The organism is Streptomyces jeddahensis (assembly GCF_001642995.1).
Taxonomy (GTDB): Bacteria; Actinomycetota; Actinomycetes; order Streptomycetales; family Streptomycetaceae; genus Streptomyces; species Streptomyces jeddahensis.
In genome coordinates this window covers 19246-34023 of the sequence record NZ_LOHS01000062.1, presented here as the reverse complement: position 1 = coordinate 34023, position 14778 = coordinate 19246, and the positions used below count along the sequence as shown (strand labels likewise).

The following is a 14778-nucleotide window of genomic DNA, read 5'->3' as shown; positions in this document are numbered from 1 at the left end:
CGAGCGACACCACTAGGGAGCGCGAAGACATGCAGGGTTCTGTGACGATGTACAGCACGACGTGGTGCGGTTACTGCCGTCGGCTGAAGAGCCAGTTGGACCGTGAGGGCATCGCATACGCGGAGATCAACATCGAGCAGGACCCGGAGTCCGCGGCGTTCGTGGAGAAGGCGAACGGCGGAAACCAGACGGTTCCCACCGTCTCGATCGTTCCGGTCTCCGGTGGTGAGCCGGTGGTCATGACGAACCCGAGCCTCGCGCAGGTGAAGCAGGCGCTCGGCGTCTGAGGGGCCTTGCCCCGACCCGGCGTCGGCCCGGCCGTGCTAGACGGTGCCGGGCCTTGTCGGCAGGGGCTTGCCGTACCAGAGCTCGATCAGGCGGGCCGCTATTGAGATTCCGTAGGGGGGCAGGACCTCCCCGGACTCGAAGGCGGCCCGCAGTTCTTCCCGGGAGAACCAGCGCGCCTCGTGGATCTCCTCGCCGTCGACGTCGATCTCGGATGAGGTGGCGCGGGCCATGAATCCCAGCATGAGGCTGGAGGGGAAGGGCCAGGGCTGGCTTGCGACGTATTCGACGTCGCCGACTGTGATGCCTGCCTCTTCGAGTACCTCGCGGCGTACCGACTGTTCTATCGACTCGCCGGGTTCGACGAATCCGGCGAGGGTCGAGAAGCGGCCTTCCGGCCAGTGGACCTGGCGGCCGAGGAGTGCGCGGTCCTCGTCGTCGGTGACGAGCATGATCACTGCGGGGTCGGTGCGTGGGTAGTGTTCGGCGCCGCAGGCGGGGCAGCGGCGGATGTGGCCGGCGGCGGCGATGACGGTGCGTTCGCCGCAGCGGGAGCAGAAGCGGTGGAGGCGCTGCCAGTTCTCCAGGGCGACGGCGTGCACCATGAGGCCGGTGTCGCGGGGGGACAGCAGGAGGCCCGCTTCGCGGAGGCCCGCGGGGCGTGCGGACTGGTCCATGCGGCCGGGCAGGGAGTCCTTCTGCAGGGCGAAGTAGCTGACGCCGTCGTCGTCGGTGCCGAGGAAGTAGCGGTGGGCTTCGGTGAGGGGGGCTTCGAAGGAGGGGGTGGTGACGAGTTCCGTGGTGCCGTCGGGGGTCTCGTCGATGAGCACCTGGCCGCCGGAGACGACGAAGACGCGGGTCGTCGGGTGGCTCCACGCCGCGGCCAGCCATGCCTCGTCGAGGCGGTGGTGGGCGGCGCGGTCGATGCCGCTCGGCGCGGTGAGGGCGAGCGGGCGGTTGCCGGTGCGGTCAGTCCAGATGGTCACAGGTGCTTCCAACTCCCCCGGTGGTGTGGGTGGTGTTGCGCGGCGGTTGAGCAGGAGGTCCGGCGGGCCGGGGTGCGATGGGCCGTGGGTGTGCGGAAGTGTCCTCCCAGTGTGCCTGGCGTGGCCGGTTGGGCCTGCGTCAGGGGGCGCGGGGGTTGGCTTCGGCGGTATGCGGGGCGGTCCGCGGGAGGGTCAGCCCGCATGGCGCCAGTTCTCTGCGAGGTCCGCCCACAGGTATGCGGAGGTCTCCACGCCTTTGAGGAGGAGGTCGAGTTCGACTTTCTCGTTGGGCGCGTGCCAGCCGTCCGATGGCACGGAGATGCCGAGGAAGAGGACGGGCGCGGCGAGCACGTCCTGCAGGTCGGCGGCCGGTCCGGAGCCGCCCTCGCGAGTGAAGAGGATCTTCTGCTCGAACGCGCGCCCCATGGCGCGTACGAGGGACTGGAGGGCGGGGTGGTCCAGGGGTGTGAGGCACGGGCGCGTGGCGCCGCCGAAGGTGATCTCGTGGCGGATGCCGGCGGGGAGCTGTTGGGCGACCCAGGTGCGTACGGCCTTCTCGATGTGGCCCGGGTCCTGACCCGCGACCAGCCGGAAGGAGAGCTTCAGCATCGCTGAGGACGGGATGATCGTCTTGCCGCCGGGGCCCTGGTAGCCGCCGCCGATGCCGTTGACCTCGGCGGTGGGGCGGGCCCAGATGCGCTCGAGTGTGGTGTGTCCGGCCTCGCCGTGGGTGGCGTGCGACTTGGCGGTGCGCAGCCACTGCTCTTCGTCGAAGGGCAGTTCGGCGAAGAGTTCGCGTTCGCGCGGGGTGAGTTCCTGGATGCCGTCGTAGAAGCCGGGGATGGCCACGCGCGCGTGCTCGTCGTGGAGCGCGGCGACGAGGCGGGCGGCGGCGGTGGCGGGGTTCGGTACGGCGCCGCCGAACGAGCCGGAGTGGATGTCCTGGTCGGGGCCGTTCAGCTGGATCTCGCAGTCGGTGAGGCCGCGCATGCCGGTGCACACGGTGGGTGTGGTCTCGGACCACATGCCGGTGTCGGAGACGATCACCGCGTCGGCGGCGAGGCGGGCCGCGTGCTCTTCGACGAGGGCGCGGAAGTGCGGGGAGCCGGACTCCTCCTCGCCCTCGATGAGCAGCTTGAGGTGGACGGCGGGTGCGGTGCGGCCGGTGGCGGCGAGGTGGGCGCGCACGCCGAGTGTGTGGAAGAACACCTGGCCCTTGTCGTCGGCGGCCCCGCGCGCGTGGAGGCGGTTTCCGCGGATGACGGGCTCGAAGGGGTCGGTGTCCCAGCCGTCCTCGCGGGCGGCGGGCTGCACGTCGTGGTGGCCGTAGACCAGCACGGTGGGCGCTGCGGCGTCGTCCGAGGGCCATTCGGCGAAGACGGCCGGTGCGCCGGGGGTGTCCCAGATCTCGGCGACCGGGAAGCCGGTCTCCTTGAGCCTCGCGGCGAGCCAGTCGGCACTGCGCCGTACATCGCCGGCGTGGTCGGGCTGGGCCGACACGGACGGGATGCGCAGCCACTCGGCGAGGTCGTCGAGGAAGGCCTCACGGTGGTGCTGGACGTACGCGCGGACGGCGCTGACGGCACTGTCAACGGGCTTGCTCATGGTCACGACCTTATCGGCCTCACGACGTTATCGGCCCACGTGGGCGGGATGGTCCGGCGGTTCCTCGGCGGCCGCGCCCTGCGGCTGCGCAGGCCCGGGTGCCGGGTTCTGCGGCTCCGGCTGCGCCAGCAGGAGGCGTTCCAGCTCGGGGCGGCCGGGAAGACGGTCGGGCCGGACGGTCTCCCCGCTGCGTACGTGGACGAACGCGGCCCGTACGGATTCGGGCGGGACGCCCTGCTGCTCGGCCCAGGCCAGGCGGTAGACCGCGAGCTGCAGCGGGTCGGCGACGGGGTCGCCCCCCGCGCGCGTGCGGGTGCGGCCGGTCTTCCAGTCGATGATCTCGTACGTGGCGTCGTCGCCGTCGCCGTCCTTGTAGACGGCGTCGATGCGGCCGCGGATGACGCGGCCGGCGATGACCAGCTGGACGGGTACTTCGACGCGGTACGGGGTGCGGTGCGCGTACGGGGTGCGCTCGAAGGCCTCCTTGAGCGCCTCCAGGTCGCGTTCATCGGCGATCTCGGCGTCGCTGCCGGGGAGCTCCTCCGGGTCGAGCATCGGCAGTTGCAGCGCGTCGAGGCGGGTCTCCAGCCAGGCGTGGAAGCGGGTGCCGCGGCGCGCGCCGCGCTGGGGCGGGCGGGGCATGGGGCGTGCCAGTTCCTGCGCGAAGCCGTCCGGGTCGGCGGCGAGGCGCAGCAGCTGCGATGCGGTGAGCGAGGGCGGCACGGGGACGTCGCTGACGGCTTCCCGGGCACGCAGGAGTTCCCCCGTGAGGGCGTCCAGATCGCGGTCCCAGGAGGCGACGGTGCGGGCTTCCTCGGGGGTGAGTGCGTCGGCGTCGGCGTCTGCGGCGGCGGGGTGCGGGCGGCCGTCCGGGGACGGCGACTGGTGCGGCACGCGCGCGTGGGGGGCGGTTTGGGAGTCGGTTGGCCGGCCGGGGGCGGTGGGACGCTGGGGCGTCCAGGAGTCCCAGTCGGCTGCGTCCTCGGCAGGGAGGTCTTCGAGGAGGTCCTCGGGGAGGTCCTCCGGGAAGTCCCCGTCGTACGGGGGCTCGACGTCCTCAGGGAAGTCCCCCGCCTCGTACGGGGGTTCGTCGTCCTCGGGCGGAGGGGGCCAGTCCGGGTCGTTGTGCGCGGCTGCGGCGTCGTACGCGTGTGGGGTGCCGTACGCCGAGGGGTGCGACTCGGCGTGAGCGCGGGCGGCGTCGGTGGTGCCTGTGTACGCCACGGGGTCCGCAGGCTCCTCCAGGTGCGCCAGCACGGTCGCCGCAGCAGCGCGGCGGCGGGCCGTTGCCGCCTCGTCCAGCGGGAGCGGCCAGGCCTGGTCGGTGCCCGTCTGCCGCAGGGCGGGGTTCTCCTCGTCCTCCTCGGGTGCGTCGGCCCATGCTTCGATCTCGCCGTGGCCTGCCGCGCAGTGATCATGCAGGGCCTGCAGGAAGTCCGACGGTCCGCGCGGCCTCTTCTGGGACGGGCCCCACCAGTGGCCGGAGGCGAGCAGGAGGGAGCGGGGGCGGGTGAACGTGACGTAGCCGAGGCGGAGTTCCTCGGTGCGCTGGTGGTCCTTCATCGCCTCGTGGAAGGCCCTCAAGCCGTCCTTGTCCCATGCCTCGACGTCGGGCAGCGTCGCCGCGTCACCGCGCAGGGTGTGTGGCAGGACCTTGCCCTGTGCGGTCCACTTGTCGCGGCCCTGGGTGCTGGGGAAGGTGCCGGTGACCAGGCCGGGGACGGCCACCACGTCCCATTCCAGGCCCTTGGACTTGTGCGCCGTCAGCACCTTGACCGTGTTCTCGCCGCCGGGCAGGGCGTTGTCGAGGCCGTTCTCGTACTCGGCGGCGGTGCGCAGGAAGCCGAGGAACGCCAGCAGACCGGCCTCGCCCTCGCTGGCCGCGAAGGACGCGGCGATGTCCAGGAAGTTCGACAGGGTCTCGCGGCGGCGGGCGGCCAGCGCGTGGGGCGACGCGGACAGTTCGATCTCGAGGCCGGTGACGGCCAGGACGCGGTGCAGTACGTCCATGAGCGGGTCGGACAGGGAGCGGCGCAGGTCGCGCAGTTCGGCGGCGAGGCGCGCGAAACGCACGCGTGCGTCGGCCGAGAAGGGCAGCCCGTCGTCGTCCGCCGCCGCGCCGTCCGCGTCGAAGGGGGTCTCCAGGAACGTGTCGAGGGCGTCGGCGAGCGATATGACCTCGGCCGGGTCGACTCCCTCGACGGCTTCGGCGAGCCGGCGGTCGGGGTCGTCCTCGTCCGCCACGCGTGCGTGCGCGACGAGGAGGCGGGCCCGGCGGCCCAGGAGGGCGAGGTCGCGGGGGCCGATGCGCCAGCGGGGGCCGGTCAGCAGCCGTACGAGGGAGGCGTTGGCGCCCGGGTCCTGGAGGACTTCGCAGACGGCGACAAGGTCGGCGACCTCGGGCAGGTGCAGCAGTCCGGACAGGCCCACGACCTCGACGGGGATGTCGCGTGCGACGAGGGCGCCCTGGATCTCGGCGAAGTCGGCGGCCGTGCGGCACAGCACGGCGATCTCGCCGGGGGCTGTGCCGGTGTCTACGAGGTGGGCGACGGAGTCCGCGAGCCAGTCGATCTCCTCGGCGTGGGTGCGCAGCAGGGCGCAGCGCACGATGCCGTCGCGTTCGGCGCCGGGCGCGGGCCGCAGGGCCTCCACGCCCGCGTGCATCGCGCGCAGCGGCTCGGCGAGGCCGTTGGCGAGGTCGAGGAGACGGCCGCCGCTGCGGCGGTTCTCGCTCAGCGCGAAGCGGGCAGCGGGGCGTCCGTCGGCGCCGGGGAAGTGCTCGGGGAAGTCGTCGAGGTTGGCGACGGAGGCGCCGCGCCAGCCGTAGATCGCCTGGCAGGGGTCGCCGACGGCGGTCACGGGGTGGCCGGTGCCGCCGCCGAAGAGTCCGGCCAGCAGGATGCGCTGGGCGACGGATGTGTCCTGGTACTCGTCGAGCAGCACGACGCGGAACTCGTCGCGCAGGATCGCGCCGACCTCGGGCCGGCTGCGGGCGAGCGTCGCGGAGAGGGCGATCTGGTCGCCGAAGTCGAGCAGGTCGCGGTCGCGCTTGGCCGCGCGGTAGCGCACCACGAGCTCGGCCAGTTCCCGGCGGGCCTCGGCCGCCTCGGGCACTTTCCGCAGGTCGGCGTTGGTGAGCTTGGCGCGCTGCAGGGTGTTCAGCAGTTCGGTGTCGTACGCCCGGAGCTCCTCGGGGCGTACGAGGTGCTCGGCGAGCTCCGCGTCGAGCGCCAGCAGATCCCTGATCAGGTGCGAGAAGGAGCGGGTCAGTGCCGGATAGGGGCCCGGGGCCTCGCGCAGTACGCGTGCGGCGAGCTGGAAGCGGGTGGCGTCGGCCAGCAGCCGGGCCGTCGGCTCGACGCCGATGCGCAGCCCGTGGTCGGTCAGCAGGCGGCCCGCGAAGGCGTGGTACGTGGAGATGACGGGTTCGCCCGGCGGATTGTCCGGGTCGATCACATCGGGGTCGGTGACCCCTGCCTTGACCAGCGCTTTCCGTACGCGCTCGGCGAGCTCACCCGCGGCCTTGTTGGTGAAGGTGAGGCCGAGGACCTGCTCGGGGGCGACCTGTCCGGTGCCGACGAGCCACACCACGCGTGCCGCCATCACGGTCGTCTTGCCCGATCCGGCTCCGGCCACGATCACCTGCGGAGCGGGCGGTGCGGTGATGCACGCCGTCTGCTCCGGGGTGAACGGAATGCCGAGGAGCTCCTTGAGCTGCTCGGGGTCGGTGATACGGGCCGGCACCTCAGAGAGGCTAGCGGCGCCCGCTGACAGCGGGTGCCGCATCGGCCGCCGCTGATGGAATCAGCGCAGGTCAGCACGTGTGGTGCGGTTGGTCACTCCGCTGACGGACTGTGACGGTATGTCGTCACTCGACCACGTGCCGTCCCTCCGGGCGGGCGCTGCACGAGGCGCGGAACGCGCAGTGTGTGCAGTGCTGGCCAGTGGTGGGCGTGAAGCGTTCGTCGAGGACCTTGCCTGCGGCGGTGGCCAGCAGGTCGCCGACCCAGTCGCCGGCGAGCGGCTCCTGGGTCTGGACCTTGGGGTGGGCCTCGCCGCCGTCCTTCTTGGCGGCGCCCTGGCGCAGGTGGACGAGTTCCGCGCCGCCCGGCTCGGGGCGTGCGCCGTCGAAGACGTCGTCCACGGCGCCCTCGCGTACGGCCAGCTGGTAGACGGCGAGCTGGGGGTGGCGGGCGACCTCGGCGCCGGTGGGTGCCTGTTTGCCGGTCTTGAAGTCGACGACGTAGGCGCGGCCTTCCGCGTCCTGTTCGACGCGGTCCATGGAGCCCCGGATGCGTACTTCGTAAGGGCCCGCTTCAAGGGTCACGTCGAAGTCGTGTTCGGTCGCGACCGGGGCCCGGCCTCCGCGGTCCGTCACATGCCACTGGAGGAAGCGTTCGAGCGCCACGCGCGCGTGCTCCTTCTCCTGCGCGGACTTCCAAGGTGCGTCGAAAGCGAGCGCGTCCCACACCGAGTCGAGGCGCTCCATGAGCACGGCGAGGTCGGCCGGGGTGCGGCCGGAGGCGACCTCGTCGGCCAGGACGTGCACGACGTTGCCGAAGCCCTGGGCGGCGGTCGCGGGTGCGTCGGCCTTCACCTCGCGGCCGAGGAACCACTGCAGGGCGCAGGTGTTGGCGAGCTGGTCGAGGGCGCTTCCGGAGAGCACGACGGGCTTGTCGCGGTCCCGCAGCGGCACCTTGCTCTCCGTGGGCTCGTACATGCCCCACCAGCGGTACGGGTGCGCCGACGGTACGAGGGGCCGGCCGTCGGCGTCGGTGAGTGCGGCGAGCCGGGCGAGGCGCCGGGCCGCCGCCTCGCGCAGCGCATCGGAGACCCGCGGGTCGACGGTGGTGGCGCGCAGCTCGGCGACCAGGGCCGCGACGGACAGCGGGCGGCGGGGGCGGCCGGTGACGTCCTTGGGTTCGACACCGAGCTCGGTGAGGAAGCGGGAGGGCTGGTCGCCGTCGTCCGCGGGGGCCTTCACGGCCGTCACGACGAGGCGTTCACGCGCGCGCGTGGCGGCCACGTAGAACAGCCGGCGCTCCTCTGCCAGAAGCGCGCCCGGGGTGAGCGGCTCTGCGAGGCCGTCGCGTCCGATGCGGTCGGCCTCCAGGAGCGAGCCGCGGCGGCGCAGGTCCGGCCACAGGCCCTCCTGGACGCCCGCGACGACGACGAGACGCCATTGGAGGCCCTTGGAGCGGTGCGCGGTCATGAGGCGTACGGCGTCGGGCCGTACCGCCCTGCGCGTGAGCGTGTCGGCGGCGATGTCCTGCGCCTCGATCTCCTCGAGGAAGTTCAGGGCGCCGCGGCCGCCGGTGCGCTCCTCGGCACGCGCGGCCGTCGCGAACAGCGCGCACACGGCATCGAGGTCGCGGTCCGCGTTGCGTCCGGCGGCGCCGCCGCGGCGTGCGGCCCGCTCCAGCCGCTGCGGCCACGGAGTGCCGTCCCACAGCTCCCACAGGGCCTCTTCGGCGGTGCCACCGCCGGAGAGGAGCTCGCGCGCCGTGCGCAGCAGGGCGCCCAGCCGCTGGGCGCCGCGCGCGTACGACGGGTCGTGCGCGGCGAGCCGCTCGGGCTCCGCGAGGGCGCGCGCGAGCAGCTCGTCGGAGGGCGGCGGCGCGTGGTTGCCGCCGGCCCGCTCCTCCTCCCGCAGGGCGCGCCCCAGGCGGCGCAGATCGGCGGCGTCCATGCCGGCCAGGGGGGAGGTGAGGAGGGTGAGCGCGGTCTCGGTGTCGAGCCAGCGGGTGCCGGGGGCGCTGAGCGTGGCCGCGTCGGCTCCACCGAGCCTGGGCGCGTCGGTTGCGTCGGGCGCGAGAGGCTCGCCGGGCCCGCTGTCTACCCCCGTCGCGGGCGGTTCTTCGGGCTGCCCGGCCGAGCGCTCAGGAGCGGGACCGGCAGAGCGCTCAGCCGCGGGCGGTTCTCCGGGACCGGCCGAACGCTCAGGCGGGGGACCGGCGACGCGCACAGGAGCGGGTCCGCCCGCGCGCCCAGCCGCGGGCGGTTCTTCGGACCCGGCGGAGCGCTCAGGAGCGTGCCCAGCCGAGCGCTCAGGTGCCTCGTCATGCGGCTGCGGAGGCGCACCGGGCGCCATCCCGGCCTCCCCGGCCCCTGCTCCCGGCTCGGACGGAGTCTCGGGCTCGGCCGAGCGCTCCAGTGCGTCGCGGTCACGCGGCTCTTGGGGCGAGCCGGGCTCCCCCGCCGCCACCCCGGCGTCTGCGCCCGGCTCGGACGGAGCCTTCGGCTCGGCCGAGCCCCCCGCTGCGTCGCCGTCGAGCGGCTCCTGGGGCGTGCCGGGCTCCCCCGGCGCCAGCGCGGCCGTCGCCGCCGCCCTGAGGGCGGTGAGCAGCGGTGCGACGGCCGGTTCATGGCGGAGTGGGAGGTCATCGCCGTCGATGTCGAGCGGGACGCCCGCCGAGGTCAGGGCCCGGCGTACCGAGGGGATCGTGCGGGATCCGGCGCGCACCAGGACGGCCATGTCGCCCCAGGGAACGCCGTCCTCCAGGTGTGCGCGGCGCAGGATGTCCGCGATGTTGTCCAGCTCCGTGCCGGGCGTCGGATACGTGTAGACCTCGACGCGGCCGCCGTCCCGTACCGCGGCCAGGTCGCGGTGGGCGCGCACCCTGTCGGCGGGCAGGCGGGGCAGCGGCATGCGCTGGGCGAGCAGCCGGGTGGCCGCCAGCAGTCCAGAACCCGAGCGCCGGGAGGTGCGCAGCACCTCGACGGGCGCGGGTGTGCCGTCCGCGCGCCGGAAGGTCTCCGGGAAGTCCAGGATGCCGTTCACGTCGGCACCCCGGAACGCGTAGATCGACTGGTCCGGATCACCGAACGCGACGAGTGTCCGGCCGCCTCCTGTCGCGCCGGCTCCCGGTGCGCCGGCCCGGCTCACCGTGGTCCCACGCGCGCGTGCGCCCTCGCGTGCAGAGGGCCCTCCGCCGTTCCCGGCGAGCGCGACCAGCAGCCGTACCTGTGCGGCATCGGTGTCCTGGTACTCGTCCACGAAGACCGCGTCGTAGCGCGCCGACAGCTGGTCGGCGACCTCGGGCCTCCGGGCGAGCAGCACCGCGCGGTGCACCAGTTCCGCGTAGTCGAGGACGCCCTGCATGTCCAGTACGTCGAGGTACTCGGCGAGGAACGCGCCCGCGGCACCCCAGTCCGGGCGGCCGATGCGCGCCGCGAAGGCGGCCAGCGAGTCCGGCCCCAGGCCGAGCTCGCGGCTGCGGGCCAGGACGGCGCGCACCTCGTCGGCGAAACCCCGCGTGGTCAGGCACGCGCGCAGCTCGTCCGGCCACCGGACGTGGGCCAGGCCCTCCTGCGCGAGAGCAGCCTGGCCGGCCAGCAGCTCGCGCACCGTCACGTCCTGCTCGGGTCCGGAGAGCAGCCGCAGCGGCTCGGTGAACATCTCGGCGTCCTGATGAGCCCGGACGAGTGCGTAGCAGAATGAATGGAAGGTGGTGGCCTGCGGGGCGCGTGCGGCTCCGATGCGCAGCGCCATGCGGTCGCGCAGCTCCACGGCCGCCTTGCGGCTGAAGGTCAGGACCAGGATGCGCTCCGGGTCGGTGCCCTTCGCGATCCGCGCGGCGACGGCCTCCACCAGTGTGGTGGTCTTGCCCGTGCCCGGTCCCGCCAGGACGAGCAGGGGACCGCCCGGATGGTCAACCACCGCGCGTTGTCGTGCGTCCAGACGAGGGGGATCCACCGGCACCGGCGGGGTACGCACCAGTCGGTACGCACCGCGGGTCCCCTGTCGTACCTGGGGGTGCGACAGGTGCCGGGTGGAAGAAGAGGAGCTCACGTGGTTCGCCGGTCCTGGTGGGTGTGCTGGTTGTCGAGCAGCCGCGCGGGCGGAGCGGTTGCTGAGTCGACGGGGGTGAGCGCAGAGCCCCCTCCGTCGCGGGCAGAGGGGAGTCCCTGCGGCCCAGACATCGAAGGTAACGCGGTCTGCGGAGGCGCCCGGCTTCCCTCGTACGGGCCACAGGGCCTCCGCGCCGCGCCGGAATGCCGGAAGCTTTCTGGTGTGAACCCGCCCGTGTCCCCCGGTTCCCTGTCCCGGGGAGCACCGCGACCCGACGGCCGTGGACCCGACGGCCGTGGAGCCGACGGCCGTGGAGCCGACGGCCGTGGAGCCGACGGCCGTGGAGCCGACCCCGGAGGAGCCGACCCCCGAGGAGCCGACCCCGGAGGAGCCGACCTCGGAGGAGCCGACCTCGGAGGAGCCGACCTCGGAGGAGCCGCCGGGGGCGTCCGCCGCACCTCCACGCGCGCGTGGGGTCGTGTCGTGGCAGAGGCAGCCGACATCACCACCGCGCCGCCGACCGCCCTACGGCCCTCCCTCGCCATCCCATCTGGCGCGCCTCATGTCGATACGCGGCAGCTGTCCGTCCGCCGAGTTGCCGGCCTCACGCAGCGGCGTGCCCTCGGCGCGGTAGTGCCCCAGCGCCTCCAGCTCGTGGCCGGGGAGCAGGACGCCGTCCGCGCGCACCACGCGCCACCACGGCACGGCGCCTCCGTAGAGGGCCATCACACGGCCGACCTGGCGCGGCCCGGCCTCCGCCAGCCATTCGGCCACGTCGCCGTACGTCATCACGCGGCCCGCCGGGATCAGCTCGGCGACCTCCAGGACCCGCTCCGCGTACTCCGGCAGCTCCTCCGCCGGGGGGCTCTCCTCGCTCATCCGACCCATCCTGCCGCACGCCACCGACACGGCGACCGACTCCGCGACCGAGCACTGACGGAGCGTTCCGGCGCGAGCACCGAGCGGCAGGTGCGGGCGTTCGGGCGGGGCCGGGCTTCCTCGCAATGCACCCTGATGCCCACGTCTGTCGGCGGGGCATGCCACCATCGTGCGGGCGGTGTCTGGTGATACGAGATCAGGAAGAGACGACGGAGCAGCAGGGCGTGCACCCCGATGAGACGGCGGGCACCTCTGCGGCTGCCTCGCGCCCGGAGACCGGCCGGGACACTGACCAGGCCTCGGACCGCGCCCCCGACCAGGACGCCGCCCAGGACCCCGACCAGGACGCTGCCCAGGACCTCGGCCGCGCCCCCGACCAGGACACTGCCCAGGACCCCGCCCGCGACGCGGGCCAGGACACTGACCATGCCGCCGGTCAGGACTCCGGCCGTGCCACGAGCCAGCACACCGACCATGCCACCGGCCAGGACACCGGCCCGCCCCCCGCAGAAGCCGCCGCGCCGAGCGGGAAGTCGGACCTGAAGAAAGCTCACGGCCCCCACGCCGAACAGGTCGAGGGCGACGAACCGCTGCTCCCCGCGCGCGTGCACCGTCCGTCCGACCTGATGCGGGTGCTCGTGGGCATCCTGGCGATCGTCGTGCTGCTGGCGATCGCCGGGTTCGCGCACGGCACCACGTCCGGCCTCGAGCAGGACATCAACAAGGGCACCGGCCAGGCGCCCGATCTGCTGATCAAGATCGCGGGTCTGGCGTCCAGCATCGCGATCCTTCTCGTGCCGGTCGCCTTCGCGATCGAGCGGCTGATCAAACGGGACGGCCTGCGCATCGCGGACGGTGTCCTGGCGGCGGTCCTCGCGCACGGCGTGACGCTCGCCACCGACCTGTGGGTGGCGAAGGCCGCGCCGGACTCCATCCAGGACGCGCTCACTCAGCCCTCGCCAGGCGACATACACGCCCTGACCGACCCGGTCCACGGCTATCTCGCCCCGGTCATCGCGTACATGACGGCCGTCGGCATGTCCCGCAGACCGCGCTGGCGGGCGGTGCTGTGGGTCGTGGTGGTGCTCGACGCCTTCTCGATGCTGGTCACGGGCTACACGACGGCGTTCTCGATCCTCCTGACGGTGCTGATCGGCTGGACCGTGGCGTACGGAACGCTGTACGCGGTCGGTTCCCCGAACATCCGGCCGACCGGCCAGACACTGCTCGCAGGCCTGCGGCACGTCGGCTTCCGCCCGGTCAGCGCGGCCCGGGTCGAGCCCCCGGACGCCGCGTCGGAGAACGGCGATCGCGGCCGCCGCTACTTCGTCACGCTGGAGGACGGCCCGCCCCTCGACGTCACGGTGGTCGACCGCGAGCAGCAGGCGCAGGGCTTCTTCTACCGCGTATGGCGCAGGCTGACGCTGCGCGGCATCACGACCCGCAGCAGCCTCCAGTCGCTGCGCCAGGCCCTGGAGCAGGAGGCGCTCCTGGCGTACGCGGCGATCGCGGCCGGCGCCAACGCCCCCCGGCTGATCGCGACGTCCGAGCTCGGCCCGGACGCGGTGATCCTCGTCTACGAGCATCTGGGCGGCCGCACGCTCGACACGGTGCCGGACGAGGAGATCACCGACGCGCTGCTGCACGACACCTGGCGCCAGGTGAAGGCGCTGCAGTCGCGGCGCATCGCGCACCGGCGGCTCTCGGGCGACGCGATCCTGGTGGACCGTTCCGGCAAGGTGATGCTCACCGATCTGCGCGGTGGCGAGATCGCGGCCGGCGACCTGGTGCTGCGCATGGACATCGCGCAACTCCTCACCACGCTCGGTCTGCGGGTCGGCGCCGAACGGGCGGTGGCCTCGGCGGTCGCCGTGCTGGGTCCGGACGCGGTCGCCGACTGCCTGCCGATGCTGCAGCCGATCGCGCTGACCCGCACCACGCGCGCGACGCTGCGCAGGCTGGCCCGCGAGCGCTCGCAGCGCGAACGCGAGGCCGTCCTGGAAGCGTCCGCGGCAGGCAAGGCGGCAGAGCCGGACGAGACGGAGGCCGCCGGCGACCGTGTCGTGCTGGACAAACGGTCCGGCAAAGAGGGCGCCCGAGCCGAGAAGCACGCGGTCCGCGCGGCGAAACGGGCCGAGAAGCGGGCGATCGACGAAGCCCTGGAGGAGGCACGCGAGGAGGATCTGCTCACCCTGATCCGCCACCAGGTGCTGCTCATCAGGCCGCAGGCGCCGGTCGAACCGGCCCGCCTCGAGCGGATCAGGCCGCGCACGTTGATCAGCTTCATCGCCGGGGCGATCGGTGCGTACTTCCTGCTGTCGCAGCTGACCCACGTCCCGGTCGGAACGCTCTTCTCCAAGGCCGAGTGGGGCTGGGTCGCCGCGGCCGTGCTGTTCTCGGCGCTCAGCTACTTCGCGGCGGCCATGAGCCTGCTGGGCTTCGTACCGGAGCGGGTGCCGTTCCTGAGGGCCGTGGCGGCACAGGTCGCCGGGTCGTTCGTGAAGATCGTGGCGCCCGCGGCGGTGGGCGGTGTCGCCCTGAACACGCGTTTCTTGCAGCGCGCCGGGGTGCGACCGGGGCTCGCGGTGTCGAGCGTCGGCGCGTCCCAGCTGGTCGGCCTTGGATCGCACATCCTGCTGCTGCTCGCCTTCGGCTATCTGACGGGTACGGAGAAGACGCCTTCGCTGTCGCCGTCCCGCACGGTCATCGCGGGCCTGTTGACGGTCGCGGTGCTGCTGCTGGTCGTGACATCGATCCCGTTCCTGCGGAAGTTCGTGGTCACGCGCGTGCGGTCGCTGTTCGCCGGTGTCGTGCCGCGCATGCTCGACGTACTGCAGAGGCCGCAGAAGCTGGTCACCGGAGTCGGCGGCGTCCTGCTGCTGACCGCGTGCTTCGTGATGTGTCTGGACGCCTCGATCCGGGCTTTCGGCCACGAGACGACGTCGCTGAGCCTCGCCAGTGTCGCCGTCGTCTTCCTCGCCGGTAACGCGCTGGGGTCGGCGGCGCCCACGCCCGGCGGTATCGGGGCAGTCGAGGGCGCGCTGACGTTCGGCCTGGTGGCGGTGGGGCTGCCGCTGGAGGTGGCGACGCCCGCGGTGCTGCTGTACCGGCTGCTGACGCTGTGGCTGCCGGTGCTTCCGGGCTGGCTGTTCTTCAACTATCTGACGCGCAAGGAAGCGCTCTGAGGATCTACGACGATCCGACGCACAAGGGAGTGAGCTCACGGCCTCC

The 14778-nt window shown here is 73.2% G+C and carries 7 protein-coding genes; 2 read left to right on the top strand and 5 right to left on the bottom strand.

The genetic code is table 11. The annotated features are described in order from the left end of the window. Window positions 1–29: 29 nt before the first annotated feature. Entirely contained in the window at window positions 30–287 is a 258-nt protein-coding gene (locus STSP_RS10690; RefSeq protein WP_067275270.1) for a mycoredoxin, read from the top strand. Window positions 288–323: 36 nt separating this feature from the next. Here the strand turns inward: STSP_RS10690 and nudC are convergent, their stop codons facing one another. The 5 genes from nudC to STSP_RS10665 form a co-directional block, all read right to left on the bottom strand. Further along, complete coding sequence (gene nudC, locus STSP_RS10685) at window positions 324–1271, bottom strand: NAD(+) diphosphatase (protein WP_067275268.1); 948 nt, start codon at window positions 1269–1271, stop codon at window positions 324–326. A 192-nt stretch (window positions 1272–1463) separates the two neighbouring features. Further along, window positions 1464–2876, bottom strand: a complete 1413-nt coding sequence (locus STSP_RS10680) for a dipeptidase (RefSeq protein ID WP_067275329.1) — start codon at window positions 2874–2876, stop codon at window positions 1464–1466. A 27-nt stretch (window positions 2877–2903) separates the two neighbouring features. Further along, on the bottom strand, window positions 2904–6620 hold the full coding sequence (locus tag STSP_RS10675; RefSeq protein ID WP_067275266.1) for an ATP-dependent DNA helicase: 3717 nt from the start codon (window positions 6618–6620) through the stop codon (window positions 2904–2906). A 124-nt stretch (window positions 6621–6744) separates the two neighbouring features. Then, on the bottom strand, window positions 6745–10668 hold the full coding sequence (locus STSP_RS10670; RefSeq protein WP_078067060.1) for a UvrD-helicase domain-containing protein: 3924 nt from the start codon (window positions 10666–10668) through the stop codon (window positions 6745–6747). A gap of 525 nt (window positions 10669–11193) precedes the next feature. Beyond that, entirely contained in the window at window positions 11194–11556 is a 363-nt protein-coding gene (locus STSP_RS10665; protein ID WP_332835360.1) for an MGMT family protein, read from the bottom strand. A 149-nt stretch (window positions 11557–11705) separates the two neighbouring features. Here STSP_RS10665 and STSP_RS10660 point away from each other — a divergent pair, with 149 nt between their 5' ends. Beyond that, on the top strand, window positions 11706–14732 hold the full coding sequence (locus STSP_RS10660; protein WP_067275259.1) for a lysylphosphatidylglycerol synthase transmembrane domain-containing protein: 3027 nt from the start codon (window positions 11706–11708) through the stop codon (window positions 14730–14732). The last annotated feature ends 46 nt before the right edge of the window (window positions 14733–14778 follow it).

Excerpts from the sequence above, each read along its gene's own strand:
- STSP_RS10690 (WP_067275270.1), top strand. The coding sequence starts at position 30 with ATGCAGGGTTCTGTGACGATGTACAGCACGACGTGGTGCGGTTACTGC.
- STSP_RS10680 (WP_067275329.1), bottom strand. The coding sequence starts at position 2,876 with ATGAGCAAGCCCGTTGACAGTGCCGTCAGCGCCGTCCGCGCGTACGTC.
- STSP_RS10665 (WP_332835360.1), bottom strand. The coding sequence starts at position 11,556 with ATGGGTCGGATGAGCGAGGAGAGCCCCCCGGCGGAGGAGCTGCCGGAG.
- STSP_RS10660 (WP_067275259.1), top strand. The coding sequence starts at position 11,706 with ATGCCACCATCGTGCGGGCGGTGTCTGGTGATACGAGATCAGGAAGAG.